This window comes from Mesobacillus jeotgali (assembly GCF_031759225.1).
GTDB classification, from domain to species: Bacteria; Bacillota; Bacilli; order Bacillales; family Cytobacillaceae; genus Mesobacillus; species Mesobacillus jeotgali_B.
On record NZ_CP134494.1, the window covers coordinates 2,429,807 to 2,451,888 of the forward strand.

Below are 22,082 nucleotides of genomic sequence, written 5' to 3' on the forward strand. Positions count from 1 at the left end.
CAGTCTTTCCCTCCATCTATCTGCTTCATTTACTCTGTACCACCTTCGGCAGTAAGGACTTTGTTTTGTTCTGCAAACTCATCCAATGGTACCTAGCCTTATATGAAGTTCGTGTTCCTCAGACCGGAGGTTTGCCGCTCGCTTCCTTCAGATTCCGCGTCACCGCGGACACCCTTGCGTTAAGCTAACCACTACTACTGCCTTCATGGCTCGGGACTTACACCCTATAGACTGCACCCATGCCGGGCGCACAGAAATAAGGCAGACGCGAAAAGCGCCTGCCCTATTTTTCACCTTCAATAAGAGGGTTCTCGATACCCTCCTGTTTCAAAATTTCAGCCTGCTTCGTTCCTAAAAGATCGAAATGAGGATAATCGATTTTCCTTTTGTCTATCCACTCCGGCCGCAAACCATACTTCCGTCCCCACTGGGCTAGTTTTTCCAGGTCCCTGCATCCTACCTTCGTCACCGTTGAGCAGTCTGGGAAGCGGTCATCAATCCAATAATGGGTCAGGAAGGCCAGCTCTCCTTTTTCAATTTTAGCTTTCCATTCATCAAGCTCATGGCGTTTGATCCCGAAAGCCAATCAGACCTGCTCCTTTTCATCTTCAGGCTTTTTCACGGCCTGTAAATATGCTTCGTGCCAGTCCGGAAAACTCCTTTTTAAAGAAATCGGCCGGAAGCTATCCTTCTTCACACAGACATGTTTTGAACTCCCAGTAAGAGCAAGCTCACCATTACCATTGAAGATCTCATATTTATAGACAGAGCGAATGCCATCATATTCCTCAACCCAGGTTTTGATCGTGGCTGTATCTCCATATCTCAGTGGTTTTTTATAAGATGCTTGAATATCGAGTACAGGCGAGATGATTCCGTCCTTCTCCATCTCTGCATAATTAAATCCGAGATCTTTGATTAATTGTGTCCTGCCCAGCTCCATCCACACTAGATAATTTGCGTGATAGACAACACCCATCTGGTCTGTCTCCGCATAGCGTACTTCAATCTCCCTTGTAGAAATGATCATTTGTATTCCCCTTTATACTTCTTATTATTAGGCTAATTTTCCTTTGCTTTTAAGTCACAAGTTTTATCAATGATATAGGACTCTCTAAAATGAAATTGAAGAAATTTTCTATTTGTTTGGCTGTTAAACTAGGCTGTTGATTTTCGTTCCAGGCGCCTCGCTTTCCGCGGGGCTGGCGCTGAGCCTCCTCGTCGCTTTGTTCCTGCGGGGTCTCATCTGACCAGCTAAGCCCGCAGGACATTGATTGGGCTTCCTTGAACCTGCCCACGCACGATGAAAATGCGTTAGCATTTTCGGAGGAGTCTACGCGCCTTCCACTACAATCAACAGGGTTTAAAACTACATTTGACATTAACAGAGCCTTTTGCAATCTTACAAAAAGAACCTTATCCGATAATCTTTTTTAGAGCTGCTTCAAAGTCCTGCTTGTCCAAGTATAAAACATCTTCATCCAAATCCTCAAAAGTCTCGCGGTCAATCAAACGGTATGCCTGGGATTGAACTGCTTCATCTACTAAGTTAGTTGCAAATCGGCCGTTCCCTTTAATATCGGCTTCTGAAAGTTTATCCGACAGAAACGATTCCACATCTGCACTGATCCTATATTGATATTTGCCAGCATAGTTCTTGATGATCAGCAGCAAATCACTCACACTATAGTCCGGAAAGTGGAAAAACTTCTTGAACCTTGATCTGAGGCCAGGATTGCTTTCAAGCAGCAAATCCATCTCCGCAGGATAGCCAGCTAAGATCACGACTAGATTTTCGTTATGCCGTGTCATTTCATCAACAATCGTATCAATAACTTCCTTGCCAAAATCGCCAGAGCTTTGACCTAGCAATGAATAGGCTTCATCGATGAATAACACGCCTCCGAGGGCTTCACGGATTTTTTTCTTTGTCTTGATGGCTGTCTGACCAACATAACCAGCGACAAAATCTGCCCTGCTGCTGACAATTAGATGGCCCCTTTTAAGCATTCCACATTCTTTCAGCAGTTCTGCGTAAATTTTTGCTACCGTGGTTTTTCCTGTCCCCGGATTACCGGTGAAAACAGAGTGAAGCTGTATCGGCACAGCCGGCAGTCCTTTATCCTTCCTCAACTGCTGCATCCTGACAAATGAAATCAAAGATGTGACCTCTGATTTTACAGTGTCCAGTCCAACTAGTGCGTTAAGCCGGTCTAGTGGCCTTTCCGCTGATTGATTCGATGGAGATTCAAAATCTTCTTTTTCCAACAAAGTATATGTGGAAAAATCATCTAGTTCTGTCTGTCTGGATCCCTTTTTGAAAATGGCCTCCAACACGAGATTCCGAACCGTCCTTGCATTTCCGAAAGTATCATCTACTCTTTCGTTTTCAATGCGATCTCTGAGCTCCAGCTTTGCTCCTTCTGTCATTGCATAATCATTATCCTGTGCCGCCTGCTCAGCAATTCGCAACAGCTCATCATTTGAGTAATCCGGGAGGTGGAATAAATTCGATTGAGGAAAACGTGATCTTAAACCTGGATTGGCATCTAGAAATTGGCGCATTTCCTCAGGGTAACCAGCGAGGATCACAGCGAATTTCCCACCATATTCTTTCCCGGTCATTAAGGATACCAGGGTATCGATCGCAGTTTGGCCATAGTCATTTCCAGTCTGGCCTTCACGTTTAAGGCTGTATGCCTCATCAATGAATAACACCCCGCCAAGGGCTTGCTCGACAACCTTCCTGACATTTTCTTCTGTTTGGCCGACATAAGCTCCGACAAGCTGGGAGCGGTCTGCCTCGATTATTTCTTCCCGGGGAAGTACTCCTAGCTGATGATAAATTTTTGCAAGCAACCGTGCTAACGAAGTTTTCCCTGTCCCAGGATTCCCGGTCAAAACCATATTCAAGCTCTGATCATCTTTTGTTTGCAGACCAAGCTCTTTCCGTTTTTGCTGATACTTCAGGAAGCGGTAAAAATCATTCACTCTGTCTTTTACCGACTCGAGGCCTACCATTTTATTCAACTCAGCCAGAGGATCGCTTTCAGCCTGTTTTTCAATCTCACTATCCTCCTGAAACTCTTGTTCCCAAAGCAGCCTGATTTCTTCAAGGGAATGCAACCTTTTCTGCATTTCTTCATAATGGATGGCTGTATGAAAAACACCGGTGACTGACTCTTCATATAGCTCTGTTGCTTTCAAGAGGGCTGCCGTTTCTTCGATAGCTTTTTCCAATAAACCGGTCAGCCTGTTGAACTTCGACTCACTTTCTGTGTCTTTGTCAAAATGCTGTCCTTTCAGGTCATCAAGCTCTTCTTCGGCATGAGACAGGAACTGCTGCGAAATATCGATATACTGCTCTGCTGTTTTCTTTTTTAAGGCGCGGTTATCCGTTTCCCTGATTCGCGGATAAACGAGCTGGTCAAATAGATTCCCTTTGTTTTTCCATTGATTCCTGGCGAGCAGGGATTTTGCTTTCTTGTTTGCAGAGTCACTTTCTATCGCAGTCTTTAACCACTCAAGCACGAGTGAATCAAACCCGTTCCGTTTTGCACGAGATTGTGCAGCCAGAGTCAAGGTTTGCGACAACTTTACTTTGTCCTCGCTTTTAGTCAGGCTCCTGATCGCCGTGATTAAACTTGCTTCATCTTGAATATAGCCTTTTGTATGTATCTCTTCTTCCCACAGCTTGATTTGTTCATCCATAGGAATTTGTTTTTTTTGCTGATTCATCCTAATCACTTCTTTATCTTAAAGTTTCATGCCGGTTAGACATTATTTTTACTTTGTTCACAATCCGTATATTACCATAATTTTAGCCAAACGGAAAAAGACCCGCCTGACGACGAGTCTTCTCCGCTTTACTGTTGGTTATGCGCTTCATCCTTGATCTCTTCCCGAAAGGCATCAATGCTCTCGCGGCGGCGTTCATTTTTCGCCTTGATTCTTTCCTGGTCTTCAGGACTGGAATTCACCATTGCAGCTTCAGCATCTTCCATGTTCTCAATCGTATGATGGATCATGGATTGCAGCTTTTCCACATTATCGCTTCGATCATCTGGCTTTGGTGTATTGTTTGCCATTGTCATGTACCTCCTTTTAAAAAGTACATCAATAGTATGCAACTACTCTTTTCGATTATTAGCGGAAAACAGTGGATATCTATTCAATGAAAAATTAAGGCCCGCCATTTAATGGCGGGCATATTCATTCATCTATTCACCTTTAGTTTGCATTACCTGGGCATGTTCACCCGACTTGTCGTTCATTTTCTTGCCTTTATTGCCGCTGAATCCACGCGGCTGGGTTCCAAGGTGGCTTGGAACATGATGCTTACTGTCCCTTTTAGGATTGCTCATGTATATCCCTCCTCTAAAATAAGTTTCTCCTAAAGAAGAGGTATTCATAAATGGTAATGTATGATATTTACTCAGCTTTCCCTAAGTGTTTTTGTTCTAACTTTGCCTCTATTTTCTCGAGTGCATCACGGTCATTCAGAAGTTGGCGTTTGTTTTCCATTACAAGTTCTTGAAAAGAACGCTTTCTTGGTTTTCTCATCGTGTTCACCATCCTTTGTCATCATTGTAACAGTTATTATGTCCGGAATCGGTTGCAATTATTACAACTTTTTGAAAATTTAATCGTATTTTACTACTACCCGATAAACTCTTGTATCCTCCAAGCAATTTTTTCCAAATAAAACACACCAGTAGCTTGTACTGGTGTGAAAGTCACTTCATAAGTTCCTCCATTTTCTCGATTGTCATTGAACCAATATGCTTCTTTAAAATTAAACCCTGTTCATCAATGATCAATGTGGTCGGAATGGAAATGACTGAATAGGTTTGCTGTGTAGATCCTTCTTCATCAAGTAGGATTGGGAAGGTTAATTCATTCTCCTCAACAAAACCTTTTACATTGTTTTGAGGATCCAGATTGACAGCCAGAATCTCAACTTCCTTTGAATTCTCCTTATAAAACTTCTCCATCGCCGGCATTTCTTCTTTACAGGGCGGACACCACGTGGCCCAGAAGTTCAGCATCACCTTTTTACCTCTGTAATCCTTCAGGTTGATCTCTTCACCAGCTAGGTTTTTCAATGTGAAGTTTGGGGCCACCATCCCCGCATTGATTCCAGTCGTTGCATTGGTTGCTTCTATTGCCAGTGGTTCATCGGCGGAATAGAACTGCTGGAAAATCGCAAACAAAACTAATCCAGCCAGTATACCTGCTCCAATCGCTTTTTTGACCATTGGAAAACCCCCTTTGGTTTGTTTACATGTAGGATATACCAAGTATACAAAGATAATGAAAGTGGAAATGTGAGAATATTTGAGGATTATGTGAATTTTATTAGAGGAGTTATCCTGACACAACCGGTTTTTCCTAAACTTTGTTCATTTTCAATCCAAGTTCCACCAAATTCCGTTCTTATGCACACATTCTAAAAACCATCATAAAAAAATGCCAGGGATTGCATCCCCCCTGGCACACTGCTTCCTATTTATCAAATAAGCGCGGCAGTTCTTCGCTATAGTTTCCACGCATGATTCCTTTTTCTGTTATGATCGCTGTGATTAAATGATAGGGTGTCACATCAAATGCTGGGTTAAAAACCTTAACGCCTTCAGGGGCTGTTGATTTTCCAAAGCCTGCAGTGATTTCTTCTGCAGCACGTTCCTCAATCGGTATTTCTTCACCTGTTTTGGTTTCCAGATCAATTGTCGAGAGTGGGGCAGCCACATAAAATGGAATATTATGCGCTTTGGCAAGTAAAGCAACACCATATGTACCAATTTTATTAGCTACATCGCCGTTGGCTGCCACTCGATCACAACCTACGATGACTGCTTGTACCTTTCCCTGTTGCATGACCATGGCCGCCATGCTATCAGTGATAAGGGTAACATCGATTCCAGCCTGCATCAATTCCCAGGCTGTCAGTCGCGCACCCTGCAGCAGCGGACGGGTTTCATCAGCAAATACCTTTATATCCATTCCTCGTTCCTTGGCCAAATAAATTGGAGCGAGTGCTGTACCATACCTTGCTGTGGCAATGCCTCCGGCGTTGCAATGCGTCAATACGGTCATCCCATCTTCAAATAAAGTCAAAGCATTTTCGCCAATGGAACTGCAGACATTCTCATCTTCCCTCCGAATTTCATGGGCTTCTTGCTCCAATACTCTCTTGATCTCAGCTACAGGTACACCGTTTGATTTTTTTGCACAAGAGTCCATTCTATTCAATGCCCAGAATAAATTGACAGCAGTGGGACGAGATGTGGCTAGATAATCGGCTTGCTTTTTAAAATACTCATAAAAAATTTCAAAGTTATTCTCAGGAGCATCCTTGATTCCAAGAACCAACCCGTAAGCAGCGGCAATTCCAATGGCTGGTGCACCCCTGACTTTGAGCTGTTTAATCGCATCCCAAACATCCTCAATTTTGTTGATTTCCAGGAACTCAGTAACCTCGGGCAGTTTTGTTTGATCCAAAATATATAGTTTTTCACCGTCATATTTAACAGACTGTAAAAAGGTTCCTTCCATGGTGATCCTCCTTCTGGCTTTTAAGACAATTCTGAAACTAAGTATCATTTTATCAATAATAAGCCCCAGAGCAAGAGAAAAATGTTCATTTTGAAATTTCTCTCTCCTCGTGAAAAAGGACACATAAAAAAGCAGCGGCAATTCGCTGCTTTTACTGCTTACCGGTAACATAATATGGCGGCACTCTTAGCCAACCCTTTTCCTGCATAAGTGTTTTGAGCGTTAAAGAAAAGGTGACTTTCTTCATATGGTACTTTGCAAATAAATAGCCAACATCCGATCTGACGGATTCGGTAATTCCTCTTGTAGCAGAAGTGATTCCTACCACAAGATTGTATGCAATTAAATTGGCAATTTCCTCATCATTCATTCTTGCCCCTTCAGGAAGTGCCTGGTATTCACCAACAATTTTTTCTGCTCCAACATCAGGGAGAGGAATACCTTCATCCTTGAAAAACTTTGTCAATTCATCAATCATAGGCCTGTGTACATTTTCGATGATATCTACTATTTTTTCTTTTAATTCTGGATCCTGGGCTAAATTATATGCGTGCTGGTCGTATCTAAGCGTTTGTTCCGTTCCATGGAGGTAAAACCATAGATTCATTACTTCTCCAACGTGCAAGGGCTTTTTATCGCCGTCCATAAAAGGGCTGAAAGCATCCTTCATTACTTCAAAGATATTCAAAGCAGGACACCTTCCTTTCTTTATAGAATTTGCTGTTATTATTGGAAGAATATGACCTTTCTATTCATGACCAGCTTCATTGATCCCGAGCCTCATTTTTAACAAATCAATAAAATTTCTTGCAGGTCTGGAGAGGTGATGTTGTTTTAACCAGATTAACCCCACGGAAGATCTCAAACCGGCATCAGTAATTTCCCGCGCGAACAGGTTTGAGTGTCCATATGATTGAAAAACTGATTCAGGTATTATAGTCGAACCAATCCCCGAGGAGACCAATTGCATCAATACATTCATATCCGAGCATTCGCTAATGACTTGAAGAGGAAGCTGAGCCTTAGTAAAAGCGGCGTGTATGATACTGTAGCTTCCAAGCCCTTCCGTCGAAGGAAGAATTAATGGATAATGACTGATTTCTTCCATTGAAATCTTTTCATTGCCATTTTGCCTGCAAACAAAAATGAAGGATTCATTATATAAATGGAGGTAATTCAAATCCTGATTGGCCAGAGGCAACCTGACTAGACCGAGTTCAATTGTCCGATTTTTCACGAGTTCAGCAAGGTACGCTGAATCATTTTGTACGATTCGCAAATAAACAAGCGGATAGGATGCATGGAATGATTCGAGCCATTCAGGAAATTCCGGTACAGAAAGTGTATTGATCCCAACCGATAAATTCCCCTTCCTCCCTTCATCAGTCTCTTGAAGTTCATTTTTCACTTCCTCAAATGCATGCACAATATTCAGTGCATGTCTGTATAACAGTTCACCCTTATCAGTCAATTCAAGTTTTTTCCCATGACGCTCAACAAGCATTACTCCTAATTCCTCCTCCATTTGTTTCAATTGAAGGCTTAAAGGAGGTTGTGACATATGCAGTCTGTGGGCTGCAGCTGTTATATTCCTTTCCTCTGCTATTGCGATGAAATACTTCATTTGTCTAATATCCATCAGAATCTCCTTCTATTTAAAAAAGATATGGTTTTTATACAAATTATATATTTTATATATAGGTAAATTCTATGTTACGATATTTTCATTCGTTTCAAAACGGAAAAATTTATCTATAAAAGAGAGAGGAGAAAAAATGGATAAATTATTTGATTTAAAAGGACATGGTACAACATTCGGAAGAGAGATATCTGCAGGTCTAATCTCCTATATAACAGTTGTATACATTATCATTGTCAACGCAACAATATTAGCAGCAGCGGGAATACCACTAGAAGCCGGGATCATCGCTACGATCCTTACCGTATTCGCAGGCTGTTTGCTAATGGGATTCTGGAGCAATACTCCAATTCTAGTGATACCGGGCATGGGATTAAATGCGATGTTTACATATACAATCGTGCAATCCGGCGGTTTCACATGGCAAGAGGCCCTCGCGATGGTTTTCGTTTCGGGTATCCTTTTCATGCTTTTAGCCTTCACTCCGCTGGCTAAGACCATTGTCGCATCCATCCCCGACTCTTTGAAGGAAGCTATTACAGTCGGTATAGGAATACTCTTGATATTGATTGGTTTTGATAATAGCGGAATTATTTCAAGTTCAGAGCACACCTTACTGGAAATTGGCGACTTAAGCAGCTCTACGGCATTGATCACCTTGGTAGGTTTAATTGTCACAGTGATCTTGTTCATTAAAAATGTTCCAGGCAACCTGTTGTTGAGCATCGTTTTCACGTCTGTACTTTCCTTAGTCTTCGGTGATTTCCAAAGTGGCGGAGTTTCGTGGAGCATGCCTTCATTTGGTGAATACACTTCTGTTTTCGGTCAAATGTCATTTGCCCAGGCAGGTAATTTCGTATTCTGGCTGACAGCCTTTTCGCTTGCCATGGTCGTCATTTTTGAGAACATCGGCCTGATCCATGGCCATACAAAAATGCTGAAACAGCCTCAAAAATTCAAGAAATCTCTTCAGGCTAATTCGATTTCTGTTGCAACTGCAGGGATATTCGGCACTAGTCCAACAGTATCATCTGTAGAGAGTGCTGCCGGAATTGCGGCTGGCGGCCGAACAGGATTAACGAGTGTTACTACAGGTGTCCTGTTCCTTGCATCCATCGTATTGATTCCTGTCATAAAAATAGTTCCAGAAAGTGCGGTTTCACCGGTCTTGATTTTAATAGGAATATTGATGCTCCAGAATATCACGAACATCAAGCTTGATGATCTTCTGGAAAGCTTCCCTGCACTTTTGATTATTGTATTGATTCCATTAACCTACAGCATTGCCGATGGCATGGCGATTGGATTCATTCTTTATCCACTCCTGAAACTTCTAATGGGTAAAGGACGGGAAATCCAGCCTGCGCTTTATATGATCGCATTGTTGTTCCTGGGAAATTTCGTTTTGCAGTATGCCCTATAGAGATGAAAGGATCACTATAATCTTCATTGTTGATTTTCGTGCAGCTATGAGAATTCATAGGCGGAGAAGTTCCGCCTATTGTATATAGAGGACGCTTTTTAAGCAGAAATAAGTGGAGATATTCCGGTTAACTGCTATAAAAAAGACAAAATCCAACGATTTAGATTAAATAGACGGAAAAAGGCCCCTTATTTTAAGAAAATAAGGAGCCTTTTTCAATTTTAGCGGAATTTTTCCGCTTATTTTTTATCATTGTAAATTCTAAAGTCAATCATACAGATAAACAGCCTTGGACACCAAGGCTGTTTTAATTTGCTTTTTTAAGGATATAGGACTCAGCATGAGTATTTACATTGGGAATGAACTTAGCAGCCTCATGGAGTAGATGGAATTGCGCAGCCTGTGCCTGGTCAACCGTACCCATTCCATACATCTTCAGTGACCTCTCAAGCACGAGCATCGGTTCATGCCCATTTACATAGTAGAGACTCTCACCAGCACGCGGATAATAGGATTCAAGAGGCTTAGTATTAGAAATGATATGATACTGTGCCTCGCCATTTTGAGAGTACCCTGCCACAACAGCCTCAAAGGACTGTCCATCCCTTAATATCATGGGATTATTGATTGAGGTTTGGATTGACTCTGCCAGCTCTTTAAGACTTAAACCTTGTTTAATAAGAGTTTCAGCAGCACTGGCGGCCATCAAGGTATATTCATCATCACCAGAAAAAGCAATGATGGCGGTATCCGGTATTAACTCTTTAAACCTCATACCATCGATCATCTGATGAATTCCCAAATCAGTAACCAATGAAATAAAATTTTCTCTTGCTACTATTGATACAAGGCCCATAGAATTCACTCCTTATGTTCCATCTACCTTAAACATACCTCTTTGGCAACAAATATCAATAGGAGAAGTTGTCGATTCATTAGAAGTTTTCGCGTATTTTGTAAAAAACGAGTATTAAGAGAGGATACAAGTTAGGATACATAACCATTTAAGCTGAAAGGTTCCCTTATACAAGCACATTCTCCCTCATTAGGGTACCGTTCTCGCAGATAGATACCCTTATTCAAAGCACGTCTCCCTCATAAGGGTACCGTTCTCGCAGATAGATACCCTTATGCAAGCACTTCCTCTCTCATAAAGGTACCGTTCTCGCAGATAGATACCCTTATGCAAGCTACTCCTCCCTCATAAGGGTCCCGTTCTCCTAGATAGATACCCTTATGTAAGCTACTCCTCCCTCATAAGGGTACCGTTCTCGCAGATAGATACCCTTATGTAAGCCATTCCTCCCTCATAAGGGTACCGTTTAATCAGAAAGATAACTCAAAGCTATTTCCCTTAAAAACAAAAACCCCAGGTCAACATAATGACCTGGGGGTTCTGTGTACTATATTATGCTTTTAACTTATCACGAAGGACCATTTGCAGGATTCCGCCGTGACGGTAGTAATCGATTTCTACTTCTGAATCGAAACGTACAAGAGCTTCGAAAGTTTTCTTGTTGCCGTCTTCGTCAGTAGCTGTCACAGTGATGATGTCGCGTGGGCGAACCTTTTCATCGATCTGGACGTCGAATGATTCTCTACCTGTCAGTCCAAGAGTTTCAGCGTTTTCGCCAGCTTTGAATTGAAGAGGCAGAACGCCCATCAATACAAGGTTTGAACGGTGGATACGCTCGAAGCTTTCAGCGATAACAGTCTTGATTCCTAGTAGGTTAGTACCCTTCGCAGCCCAGTCACGGGATGATCCCATACCGTAATCTTTTCCTGCGATAACCATTAGGCCAGTGCCCTGCTCTTTGTACTTCATGCAAGCATCAAAGATGGACATGACTTCGTTCGTTGGCCAGTAAGTTGTGAAGCCGCCTTCTGTGCCAGGAGCGATTTGGTTGCGGATACGGATGTTTGCGAATGTTCCGCGCATCATGACCTCGTGGTTACCACGGCGTGAACCGTAAGAGTTGAAGTCGCGTGGCTCTACACCCTTTTCACGCAGGTATTTTCCAGCTGGCGTATCTTTTCCGATCGCACCTGCAGGAGAAATATGGTCTGTTGTTACAGAGTCACCGAACTTGCCGACAATGCGCAAGTTGTTCAATGGAGCAACTTCCCCAGCCTCTGGAGTCAAGCCTTCAAAGAACGGAGGGTTTGCAATATATGTTGAATCCTCATCGAAAGTGTAAAGAGGATCGCTGTTTGTCTGGATCTCGTTCCACTTCTCATTGTCAGTGAATACAGTTTCATATTCTCTGCGGAATAGCTCTGGAGTTACTACGCGGTGAACAACTTCGTTCACTTCTGCAGTTGATGGCCAGATATCCTTGAAGAATACATCGTTGCCATCTTTGTCTTTTCCGATTGGGTCATTCTGAAGATCGATGTCCACAGTACCAGCAAGTGCATAAGCAACAACCAACGGCGGTGAAGCCAGGTAGTTTGCTTTAACAAGTGGATGGATTCGTCCTTCGAAGTTACGGTTACCGGAAAGGACTGAAGTAACTAGAAGGTCGCTTTCAGCTACAGACTTTTCGATTTCAGGCTTTAATGGACCGGAGTTACCGATACATGTCGTACATCCATAACCAACAAGGTTGAAACCAAGAGTTTCAAGGTAAGGAAGCAATTCTGAATCACGAAGGTATCCAGTAACAACCTTTGAACCTGGTGCCAATGAAGTCTTAACGAACTTAGGAACTTCCATGCCAAGTTCAACAGCTTTTTTAGCAACCAGACCTGCACCTACAAGTACGTATGGGTTAGATGTATTTGTACAGCTAGTGATCGCCGCAATGGCAATTGCACCAGTCTTCATTGTTGTTTTATCGCCATTAGCGAACTCAACAACTGCTTCTTTTTCGATCTCTTTCTTATCGAGGCCGAATCCCTGGTTTCCTGCAGGAGCAGTCAATGCTTCCTTGAAGGATTTCTGCATAGCAGAAAGTGGAATCAAATCCTGTGGACGCTTTGGACCAGAAAGGTTAGGCTCGATTTCTGAAAGGTTGATTTCAACAACATCAGTATAAACTGGCTCTAATGCAGGATCGAAGAATAAACCGTTCTCCTTGCAGTATGCCTCAACCACTTTAATGTGGTCTTCTGAGCGTCCAGTTAAACGCATGTAATCCAAAGCTTCTCCGTCTACTGGGAAGAATCCGCAAGTAGCGCCGTATTCTGGTGCCATGTTGGCAACAGTAGCACGGTCAGCAAGTGGAAGTGTAACAACGCCAGGTCCGAAGAACTCGACGAATTTGCCAACAACGCCTTTGCTGCGAAGAACCTGAGTCACTTTAAGTGCAAGGTCAGTTGCAGTCGCGCCGTTTGGCATATCTCCAACCAATTTAACACCGACTACTTCCGGCACTGGGAAGTATGAAGGCTGGCCAAGCATACCAGCTTCTGCTTCAATACCGCCTACGCCCCATCCAAGAACGCCGATACCGTTGATCATTGTCGTATGAGAGTCAGTACCTACCAAAGAATCAGGGAAAGTTTCGAAATCACCATCTGCATTTTCAACAGCGTGAACAACGTTTGCAAGGTATTCAAGGTTAACCTGGTGAACGATGCCTGTTGCCGGCGGAACAGCACGGTAGTTATCGAAAGCTTTCTGTGCCCAGCTCAAGAACTGGTAACGTTCTGCGTTACGTTCGAATTCAAGTTCCATGTTCACGTTAAGTGCGTCTGGAGTTCCATATTTATCAACCTGTACAGAGTGGTCGATTACTAGATCAACCGGCTTTTCAGGATTGATTTTTTGCGGGTCCCCACCCATGTCAGCCATTGCTTTTCTTAGTGAAGCAAGGTCAACGACTGCAGGTACACCAGTGAAGTCTTGAAGAATGACACGTGAAGGCTTGAAAGGCACATCCACTTCTTTCACTTCGCTAGTTCCCCATTTTGCTAGATTTTCAACATGCTCTTTAGTGATCACAAAGCCATCATGCTGGCGAAGCACGGACTCAAGCAATACCTTAACTGAGTAAGGCAGTTTTGATACATTGCCGATTCCAGCCTTTTCCAATGCTGCCAGGCTATAGTAATGATAGCGTTTCCCGTCAACTTCAAATGAACTGCGGGCGTTAAAAATATCTTGGTTTGACATATGTTTACCCCCTTCTTCTACGTAAACATCATAAACTAAATAAAAGTAATTGTCGAAAAGTTTGAATCTTGTATTCCATCCTAACTTTTCTCACAATTTCATATTAATATAACCTTGTGTATAAGTAAATAACAAGAAAGTTATTGTGGTTGATAAGTTTTTCTTATTATAAAAATCATAAACATGATGATAACAATCATAATGGGATTTTACCAATGGGAAAATCCGATTCAATTTAAAGCCTCTCCGGGCAAAAACTATTCCACAAAAATGAAAAAGCTGGATTGCACAGTGGGTTATGGGAAAAAATATGGCAGATGGAGGTGAATTCTGTGGTAAAAAGAAAAGCAAATCATGTCATTCCTGGAGCGAATGCTGCAAAAGCTCAGGGCAATGGCGCAGGTTATAACGAAGAAATGGCAAACGAACCTATGACTGAAGTCGAAAAACAAAATAATAAGAAACGAAAAAAGAATCAGTAACAGAACAAAAAGCGCAAGCGCCTTGGTCAGCCCCGACAAGCGCTGGAGAGCCGACCGGTGAAGTCGTTCTTTGACTTCATTGGGCGGACCGAAATCGAAAAGCGGAGGCGACTGCCAACTCCGACAAGCGTTGGAGGGCCTGACTGTGAAGTCGGTCTTTGACTTCATTGGCAGGACCGAAACGTCTGGAGGAGTTAGGAGCCGCAGCTAGACAAGCGTCTCGAGGGGCTAGGCGCTGGAGCTGGATTAAGATACCCATATGGAGTTATCCACACAATAATACTTCTATAATTTCCTATACAACCAAAAAAGCGGAAGGCCACCCTTCCGCTTTTTTCTGCTATTCCATGTTCACTTCATTTACAATGCTCCGCAAGTCTTGCTGGAACCGTTCTAGCTGTGATCGTTGGTGTTCCGATGCATTTTCGAGTGCATTTTCAATTTGCTGGAATGCTTCATTCACTTCATTTTTAAGATGCTTAAGTTGATGTCCATAGCTTGCTGAGTCCCGGACAATTTCCGAGTATAGTCCTTGCGCGTCTTCGAATCCTTGCTGTGCTGCCTGAAAGGCTTGCTGTTTATCTTTATGATAAGGCATGTGTGATTCCTCCTGGTGTGATAAATCTTTACCGTTAAATTGCTCAGTTATATGTAATTTATTCAGTATAAATTCGGGGAAAAATCCAATCCTAAAATCAGGAGGGATGAGCAATGAACAAAAACGATTCCAAGGATATGCGCAAAAATGCTCCTAAGGGCGACCAAGACAGCCAGCCTGCTCCATTAAGCGGTTCGAAGAAAGTGAAGAATCGCAATCACACTCGCCAGAAACATAATTCGCACCACGATATGTAAAAAAGCTCAATAGAACATCTATAGCCAGGAAAGAATTACTCCCATTCTAAAAAAAGTAAGGGCTGCACCTGAGAAGGCAGCCCTTGCTTTTTAGATGGTTTTGATTGCATTTAGAAGTATACTTTCTTCTTCTCCTGTGACCGTCCGAAGATCGATATGGACCTCTTCCTTTTGAATGCGGACGACGATTGCCGGGGAATGTTCAGTGCGGAGCTTTCTGGCAATATGTTCAGCACTGACGTCACGATGTCTGATGGTGACTAAATATGTAGGAAGCTGGACATCAGGCATTGTCCCGCCGCCCACCTGACTTGTTCCTTCAGACACAACCGCTAATATGCCATTATCAAACGAATTGATTTCACGGACAAAATGGTCACTCCTGTCTTTCAGTTCCTCCAGAGGAACAAGCAAGTCCCTTAATGTTGGAATATTGGATAATCCTTGTTCTCCCTTAAGATAATCCATTAAGGTACCCTCTAAAGCGGCAAGTGTCATTTTATCAACTCGAACCACCCTGGCCAGCTGGTGCTTTTTCAGTTGGTCAATGAGTGATTTCCTGCCAGCGATGATACCAGCCTGTGGTCCCCCGAGCAGCTTGTCTCCGCTGAATGAAACGATATCTGCCCCCATCTTCAGAACTTCACCGACAACTGGTTCTTCTCCGATTCCATGGCGGGAGAAATCGTATAGGACACCGCTTCCGAGGTCTTCGTAAAAAACAACCTGGTCATGCTTGCTTGAAAGTTGGGCTAGTTCCTCACTCTCGACAGTTTTCGAAAATCCATATATTTTGAAGTTGCTCGTATGGACCTTCATGATCATTCCAGTATTGTCGTTAATCGCATTTTCATAATCATATAAATGCGTTTTATTCGTTGTCCCTACTTCCACCAAATGAGCGCCGCTCTCCTCCATAATGGAAGATATCCGGAATGAGCCTCCGATCTCAACGAGCTGGCCGCGTGAAACAATGACCTCCTTGTTTTTTGCGAGTGCGTTCATGATTAAATAAACAGCAGCTGCATTATTATTGACAACCATCGCTGCTTCAGCACCAGTGACTTCCTTAATAAGTGTTTCCACATGGCTGTGCCGCGAACCGCGCTCCCCTTCCTGAAGCTTGTACTCAAGATTCGAATAATTCTTTGCCGTTTCTACTACATGTTTCACTGCGTTCTCGCTCAACCGTGCCCTGCCGAGATTCGTGTGTAAAATGGTGCCCGTTGCGTTGATGACCCTTTTCAAAGTAAAGTCGAATCGCTCTGCTGCTGCTGCATCAAGCAATTCGAATAACTTTTCTATAAACGATGAGGTACCTGGTTCTGGTCCATTCCATTTTCCGTTAACAATACTTTTCCTTATATCGTTTAACACTTCTTTTATGATGAGTGTGAAATGTTCTGTGTCTGTATCATGATTCTTGGTTAACTCAAGAAACCTTCCATCTTTTTGTAATTCGTGAACAGCGGGAAGCTGTCTTAAAAATTGTTTCAAAGTCTATCTCCCCCAAAACTGAAGTCCATTCATAATTATATCATTATTGCCCAATTAAAAGATTTTTCAAAACGGTGAACGATATGAAAAAAGCCCGGCAAATTGCCAGGCATTAATTCATTGCTTCCATTTGTTTAATTATTTCGTCTGTATCAGGAAAAACTCCTGTATCCAGTTTCGAATATATTGTCTTTCCATTTATAGTGACTTCGAAAGCTCCTTTTGAAGCCGGAATCAGCTCCATCTTTTCTATTTGGCTGCGGAAATGCGTGAAAAGTTCTTCCGCGAAACTCGCGGCTTTTGGTGCATAGTTTCACTGCATGCAGAATTGAACAGATACTTGATATTTTTCCATTGTAATCCCCCTTGCTCATCTTTCTATATATATTTACTGTCATTTTAGTGTAAAGCCCTTGCTAGTGCAAATAATAGTATCTTAAGGATGATTTTAAGAAAAAGAAAGAGTATACTTTTTGTGGAGGTGATCAGGTTGAGTGAACATGAAAAAATCCGTTTGACTTCTTTATCAACTAAGGCTGGCTGAGGATGCAAAATCAGTCCTGAGGACTTGACGCAAGTTTTGCGTCTATTGCCAGAGCAGGAACCTGTTCCTGAATTGCTAGTTGGACATGAAACATCCGATGATGCAGGTGTATATAAACTGACTGATGATATCGCCCTGATCCAAACGATAGATTATTTCACCCCGATTGTGGATGACCCGTATATGTTTGGGCAAATTGCGGCAGCAAATGCATTGAGTGACGTCTATGCAATGGGCGGTGAACCTAAAACAGTTCTTAATATAGTAGGATATCCTGTCAAAAAGCTTGGCCCGGATATGCTTGCTGAGATATTAAGAGGTGCCGGCGACAAGGTAAAAGAAGCAGGTGCAGTAACGATTGGAGGCCATTCCATCGATGATCAGGAACCAAAATTCGGTTTATCCGTAACAGGTTTGGCCCATCCTGGATCCATCTGGAAAAATGTCGGTGCAGAACCGGGCGATTTGCTTGTGCTTTCAAAACCAATTGGTGTTGGCATCATGACTACAGGAATCAAGCGCAGTGCAGTCACTGTGGAACAAGAGCAGGCGGTAACCGAAACAATGGCATTACTGAATAAATCTGCGGCAGATGCGCTCAAGGAATTTACACCGCATGCTGTTACGGATGTCACTGGATTCGGGTTGCTAGGCCATGGAAGTGAAATTGCGCGAGGAAGCAATGTAAGTTTTGAAATCTCACTATCTAAAGTACCTGTATTAGATGGGACATATGATTTGGCTGCAAAAGGAGTCGTTCCTGGAGGATCAAAATCCAACCATAAATGGCTGGAAGGTGATGTGGCTTATGAAGACCTCTCAACAGAAGAGCAATTAGTGCTGTGTGATGCGATCACTTCTGGCGGCCTTCTTGTTTCCCTTCCTGAAAGCGAAGCTGAAAGATACGTGGAAGCATTGAAAAACAAAGGGCTTGACCATGCGGCAATAGTTGGGAAAGTCACAGAAAAGAAAGATAAACTGATTTATGTAAAAAGGTGAAATCATTGAGATTTCACCTTTTTCCTTCGTTCTATAGCTTTGTTTTCAACTTTTCCAGCATGTCAGCAGTCATGCTGGAGAGATCATATTTCGCCTTGAATCCCCACTCTTCAGCCGCTGCAGAAGCATCTATGGAGTTAGGCCAGCTATCAGCGATTGCCTGACGTACAGGATCCACATTGTATGAAATCTCAAAACCAGGAATATGCTTCTTGATTTCAGCAGTCAGCTCCTCAGGATCAAAGCTCATCGCCGTTACATTGAAAGCATTTCTGTGAATTAGCTTCGACGAATCGGCTTCCATCAGATCGATAATTGCTGCGAGCGCATCTGGCATATACATCATGTCCATATAAGTACCTTTATCAATATATGAACTGTATTTTCCATTTTTGATGGCTTCATAGTAGATTTCAACTGCATAATCCGTTGTACCGCCTCCTGGAGGGGTAACATATGAAATCAACCCAGGGAATCTTACTCCCCTTGTGTCAACGCCAAAACGGTGGAAATAATAATCTGCTAGAAGTTCACCGGCAACCTTGTTGACGCCATACATGGTGGTCGGACGCTGGATCGTGTCCTGAGGCGTATTGTCTTTTGGCGTATTCGGCCCGAATGCCCCGATGGAACTTGGCGTGAAAAACTGCAAATTAAGCTCTCTTGCAGTTTCAAGAGCATTCATCAAGCCTCCCATATTCAAGTTCCATGCAAATACCGGTTTCGTTTCAGCCGTGGCAGATAATAATGCTGCCATATGCATGATCGTATCGACTTCATATTTTTTGGCGAGCTCGACCATTTTGTTTGCATCCATGACATCAAGGATTTCAAAAGGACCGTTGACAGCTGCTTCTGAATCAGTTTTCCTGATGTCTGTCGCAATGACATTATCCTGCCCATAAATATCACGTAGTTTAACTGTTAATTCAGATCCAATCTGGCCAAGCGCGCCAGTTATCAAGATTTTCTTCATTTTTATGTATTCCTCCCGGTTACTCTGAAAAAAGAAGCCGGCTTGTCACTCAAACCGGCATATCCAATTAAATAATCTCTAATTCCTTGCCTACTTTTTCATAAATAGCCAGTGCCTCATCCAGCATTTCCTTAGTGTGTGCCGCTGAAGGCATATTCCTTACACGGCCAGTTCCACGAGGTACGGTAGGAAATACGATGGATTTTGCATATACTCTCTCTTCGTACAGTCTCTTGCTGAACTGCTGTGTCTTGACTTCATCACCAATGATACATGGAGTGATCGGCGTCTCAGAATGGCCAATATCAAAACCAAGCTTTTGCAGACCATCCTTCAGGTAGTTCGCGTTATCCCATAACCTTTCATTCAATTCTGTGCTATCCATCAGGATTTCAATCGCTTTTATGCTGGCAGCAACGTCTGCTGGTGTCAATGATGTCGAGAATAGGAACGGACGGCTTCTTACCTTCAGCCAATCAATCAGGTTCTGTTTCCCTGCAACATATCCTCCTACTACACCAATAGCTTTTGAGAGAGTTCCAATTTGGAAATCGACCTTGTCTGAAAGGCCAAAATGCTTAACAGTTCCAGCACCTTCACCCAGTACTCCTGAACCGTGTGCATCATCGACGTATGTAATGAGGTCGAATTCTTCTGCGATTTCGACAATTTCCGGAAGTTTTGCAATGTCTCCATCCATCGAGAACACGCCGTCGGTGATGACCATGATTTTATTGTACTGGCCTGACTCCTTAGCTTCTTTCGCTTTTGCCCGAAGATCTTCCATATCAGAGTGGTTGAAGCGGATGATCTTCGCTCTGGATAAACGGCATCCATCGATTATGGATGCATGGTTCAGTTCATCAGACAGGATGGCATCATTTTTATCCATAACAGCTGAAATCGCCGCCATATTGCACATGAATCCTGACTGGTAGGCAATCGCGGCTTCAGTCTTTTTGAATTTCGCCAGTATTTCCTCTAGCTCAAGGTGCAGTTTGAGTGTACCGTTAATTGTACGTACTGCTCCGGCACCAACGCCATATTTTTCAATAGCTTCATCTGCAGCCTTTTTCAATCTCTCATCAGTAGCAAGTCCAAGATAGTTATTAGAGGAAAGGTTGACCATGTCTTTCCCATTGATTGTTATGATTGGACCATTAGGGCTTTCTAATGGATCGATCACATTATATAGACCCTTCCCTTTTAAATCCTCAAGGTTCTCATTTAAAAATTGATCTAATGTTTTACTAGACATCGTAAATCCCCTTTCTGCCGTCAAATTTGGCATGTCATTATAATGGATACATCTGTCTTTTTGGAGAGGACAATGAATTCGTCCCTTTTTCCATGTTTAGTGTGTGTTCACAAAATATACTTTATCATAATTATTTGATTTGTACATATATGAAGGACAGAAAACGCTTTCTTTTTTATCTGTTTATTTTCCCCTATTTTCCGGCACAATGCATGATATTTTATAAAAAGCGTCATAGAACACGTAGATTTCCTATCACCATGCAAAAAGTCTAGAGGAGGTCTGTAAAAATAGGTTTGAAAGTTTTTAATAGGGTATAGAAAAGGGAGCCAGTCTGCAGGCAAGCAGAATGGCGGGGGCAGTGAAATTTTGAGTTATACATAATGATCACTCCCTCCTTATTTCATATATAAATAGATACTGAATATGGAGGCTGCTTATATGAAATACCCTTTGAATGTAACATCTGAAATTGGTGAGTTAAAATCCGTAGTACTTCACCGGCCAGGAAAGGAAGTTGAAAACCTGACTCCTAAATACCTGGAACGGCTTCTTTTTGATGATATCCCCTATTTACCGGCAGTGCAGAAAGAACATGACTATTTCGCGGATGTATTAAGAAACCGTGGCGTAGAGGTACTTTATCTGGAAAAGTTAATGGAAGAATCATTACACTCAGAAGAGCTGCAACAACAGTTCATAGATCAAGTATTGAATGAAAGCAAGAGCAACCTGAATGGCTCGAGAAAAACAGTTGAGGAGTATCTTCATTCTTTTTCAACTGATGAAATGATTCGAAAAGTCATGTCCGGAGTACTAAAGTCAGAAATCGAGCAAGAGAAAAAAATTCATTTACATGAGCTGCTTGATGATTACTACCCCTTCTTCCTGGATCCGATGCCAAACCTTTATTTTACAAGAGACCCAGCAGCAGTGATTGGGAATGGTGTCTCTCTTAACAAGATGTGTGAAGGGGCAAGAAAAAGAGAATCTTTATTTATGGACTTCATCATGAAACACCATCCCCGATTCTCGACTCATGATATCCCCCATTGGTACGATCGGGATGAATATTATCCATTAGAAGGCGGAGACGAGTTGGTCCTCAGTCCTGAAGTAATTGCGATTGGGGTTAGTGCAAGAACATCTGCCCAGGCAATTGAAAAATTGGCGAAACGGATATTTTCAAGAAATAGCACGATTAAAAAAGTGGTGGCTGTTGAAATCCCTAAATTAAGAGCATATATGCATTTGGACACTGTCTTTACCATGGTGGACCATGAGAAGTTCACGATTCATCACGGAATCGAAGGACCGAATGGCCATATGAAAATCTATATTTTAGAAAAAGGACAGGAACTTGACAACCTCAAAATATCAGAACGTTCCAATCTGACGAAAACACTGAAAGAAGTCCTCGGCCTGCAAGAGCTCGTATTGATTCCTTGTGGAGGCGGACATGAAATCGCAGCGGCCCGCGAACAATGGAACGACGGCTCCAATACACTTGCGATTGCTCCAGGTGTGGTCGTCACTTATGACCGTAACTATGTTTCAAATGACTTGTTGCGCAAAAATGGTGTGGAAGTCATCGAGATTCCAAGTTCGGAGCTATCAAGAGGAAGAGGCGGCCCTCGCTGCATGAGCATGCCGATTTATCGTAAGGATCTTTAATAGGAAGAAACAAAAAGCTCCAGCGCCTCGAGGGGCTAGGCGCTGGAGCTGGATTAAGATACC

Annotated in this window: 21 protein-coding genes and 1 pseudogene; 5 read left to right on the forward strand and 17 right to left on the reverse strand. The window is 42.6% G+C overall.

Going from position 1 to position 22,082, the window contains the following annotated elements:
- Positions 1–283: 283 nt before the first annotated feature.
- The 10 genes from RH061_RS12140 to RH061_RS12185 form a co-directional block, all read right to left on the reverse strand.
- Positions 284–586, reverse strand: coding sequence for a hypothetical protein (locus tag RH061_RS12140; protein WP_311070470.1), 303 nt, complete (start codon positions 584–586; stop codon positions 284–286).
- Entirely contained in the window at positions 587–1,030 is a 444-nt protein-coding gene (locus RH061_RS12145) for an acyl-CoA thioesterase (RefSeq protein ID WP_311070472.1), read from the reverse strand.
- Positions 1,031–1,416: 386 nt separating this feature from the next.
- Complete coding sequence (locus tag RH061_RS12150; RefSeq protein WP_311070474.1) at positions 1,417–3,738, reverse strand: AAA family ATPase; 2,322 nt, start codon at positions 3,736–3,738, stop codon at positions 1,417–1,419.
- Between the two features lie 128 nt (positions 3,739–3,866).
- Positions 3,867–4,088, reverse strand: a complete 222-nt coding sequence (gene tlp, locus RH061_RS12155; RefSeq protein WP_311070477.1) for a small acid-soluble spore protein Tlp — start codon at positions 4,086–4,088, stop codon at positions 3,867–3,869.
- Positions 4,089–4,220: 132 nt separating this feature from the next.
- Positions 4,221–4,364 (reverse strand): acid-soluble spore protein N, encoded by a 144-nt coding sequence (locus RH061_RS12160; RefSeq protein WP_102262870.1) that lies wholly within the window; start codon positions 4,362–4,364, stop codon positions 4,221–4,223.
- Between the two features lie 67 nt (positions 4,365–4,431).
- Positions 4,432–4,563, reverse strand: a complete 132-nt coding sequence (locus RH061_RS12165; RefSeq protein WP_144480839.1) for an FbpB family small basic protein — start codon at positions 4,561–4,563, stop codon at positions 4,432–4,434.
- Positions 4,564–4,736: 173 nt separating this feature from the next.
- The gene (locus RH061_RS12170) at positions 4,737–5,258 is read right to left on the reverse strand and encodes a redoxin domain-containing protein (protein WP_311070481.1); all 522 of its coding nucleotides are present in this window, start codon (positions 5,256–5,258) and stop codon (positions 4,737–4,739) included.
- Positions 5,259–5,505: 247 nt separating this feature from the next.
- Positions 5,506–6,555, reverse strand: a complete 1,050-nt coding sequence (gene mtnA / locus RH061_RS12175; RefSeq protein WP_311070482.1) for an S-methyl-5-thioribose-1-phosphate isomerase — start codon at positions 6,553–6,555, stop codon at positions 5,506–5,508.
- Positions 6,556–6,706: 151 nt separating this feature from the next.
- Positions 6,707–7,243, reverse strand: coding sequence for a DUF3231 family protein (locus RH061_RS12180; protein ID WP_311070484.1), 537 nt, complete (start codon positions 7,241–7,243; stop codon positions 6,707–6,709).
- Between the two features lie 60 nt (positions 7,244–7,303).
- Positions 7,304–8,194, reverse strand: a complete 891-nt coding sequence (locus RH061_RS12185) for a LysR family transcriptional regulator (RefSeq protein ID WP_311070485.1) — start codon at positions 8,192–8,194, stop codon at positions 7,304–7,306.
- Positions 8,195–8,330: 136 nt separating this feature from the next.
- Between RH061_RS12185 and RH061_RS12190 the strand changes: the two genes are divergently transcribed.
- Positions 8,331–9,617, forward strand: a complete 1,287-nt coding sequence (locus RH061_RS12190; RefSeq protein ID WP_311070486.1) for an NCS2 family permease — start codon at positions 8,331–8,333, stop codon at positions 9,615–9,617.
- Positions 9,618–9,924: 307 nt separating this feature from the next.
- Here the strand turns inward: RH061_RS12190 and RH061_RS12195 are convergent, their stop codons facing one another.
- Positions 9,925–10,473, reverse strand: a complete 549-nt coding sequence (locus RH061_RS12195; protein WP_311070488.1) for a hypothetical protein — start codon at positions 10,471–10,473, stop codon at positions 9,925–9,927.
- Positions 10,474–11,025: 552 nt separating this feature from the next.
- Positions 11,026–13,734 (reverse strand): aconitate hydratase AcnA, encoded by a 2,709-nt coding sequence (gene acnA / locus RH061_RS12200; protein WP_311070490.1) that lies wholly within the window; start codon positions 13,732–13,734, stop codon positions 11,026–11,028.
- A 332-nt stretch (positions 13,735–14,066) separates the two neighbouring features.
- On the opposite strand from acnA, the gene sspO reads away from it, so the two are divergent.
- Positions 14,067–14,216, forward strand: coding sequence for a small acid-soluble spore protein SspO (gene sspO, locus RH061_RS12205; protein WP_311070492.1), 150 nt, complete (start codon positions 14,067–14,069; stop codon positions 14,214–14,216).
- Positions 14,217–14,556: 340 nt separating this feature from the next.
- Here the strand turns inward: sspO and RH061_RS12210 are convergent, their stop codons facing one another.
- Entirely contained in the window at positions 14,557–14,814 is a 258-nt protein-coding gene (locus tag RH061_RS12210; protein WP_311070493.1) for a DUF2524 family protein, read from the reverse strand.
- A 113-nt stretch (positions 14,815–14,927) separates the two neighbouring features.
- On the opposite strand from RH061_RS12210, the gene RH061_RS12215 reads away from it, so the two are divergent.
- Complete coding sequence (locus RH061_RS12215; protein WP_023614207.1) at positions 14,928–15,071, forward strand: small acid-soluble spore protein P; 144 nt, start codon at positions 14,928–14,930, stop codon at positions 15,069–15,071.
- A gap of 90 nt (positions 15,072–15,161) precedes the next feature.
- Here RH061_RS12215 and selA read toward each other — a convergent pair whose 3' ends face one another.
- Together selA and RH061_RS23095 are read right to left on the reverse strand one after the other, a co-directional pair.
- Positions 15,162–16,568 carry an L-seryl-tRNA(Sec) selenium transferase gene (gene selA / locus RH061_RS12220; protein ID WP_311070495.1) on the reverse strand — a complete coding sequence of 469 codons (1,407 nt, stop codon included), beginning with the start codon at positions 16,566–16,568 and terminating at the stop codon, positions 15,162–15,164.
- A 112-nt stretch (positions 16,569–16,680) separates the two neighbouring features.
- A pseudogene (locus tag RH061_RS23095) lies at positions 16,681–16,869 on the reverse strand (Rdx family protein); the annotation flags it as partial.
- A gap of 141 nt (positions 16,870–17,010) precedes the next feature.
- Between RH061_RS23095 and selD the strand changes: the two are divergent.
- Positions 17,011–18,111, forward strand: a complete 1,101-nt coding sequence (selD, locus tag RH061_RS12225) for a selenide, water dikinase SelD (protein ID WP_396654808.1) — start codon at positions 17,011–17,013, stop codon at positions 18,109–18,111.
- Positions 18,112–18,142: 31 nt separating this feature from the next.
- On the opposite strand, the gene RH061_RS12230 is transcribed toward selD, so the two are convergent.
- Both RH061_RS12230 and RH061_RS12235 read right to left on the reverse strand, forming a co-directional pair.
- Positions 18,143–19,087: an L-threonine 3-dehydrogenase gene (locus tag RH061_RS12230; RefSeq protein ID WP_311070496.1), complete on the reverse strand. Its 945-nt coding sequence runs from the start codon at positions 19,085–19,087 to the stop codon at positions 18,143–18,145.
- Between the two features lie 67 nt (positions 19,088–19,154).
- Entirely contained in the window at positions 19,155–20,345 is a 1,191-nt protein-coding gene (locus tag RH061_RS12235) for a glycine C-acetyltransferase (protein ID WP_311070497.1), read from the reverse strand.
- 441 nt (positions 20,346–20,786) lie between these two features.
- On the opposite strand from RH061_RS12235, the gene arcA reads away from it, so the two are divergent.
- Complete coding sequence (gene arcA / locus RH061_RS12240; RefSeq protein WP_311070499.1) at positions 20,787–22,019, forward strand: arginine deiminase; 1,233 nt, start codon at positions 20,787–20,789, stop codon at positions 22,017–22,019.
- Positions 22,020–22,082 lie beyond the last annotated feature (63 nt).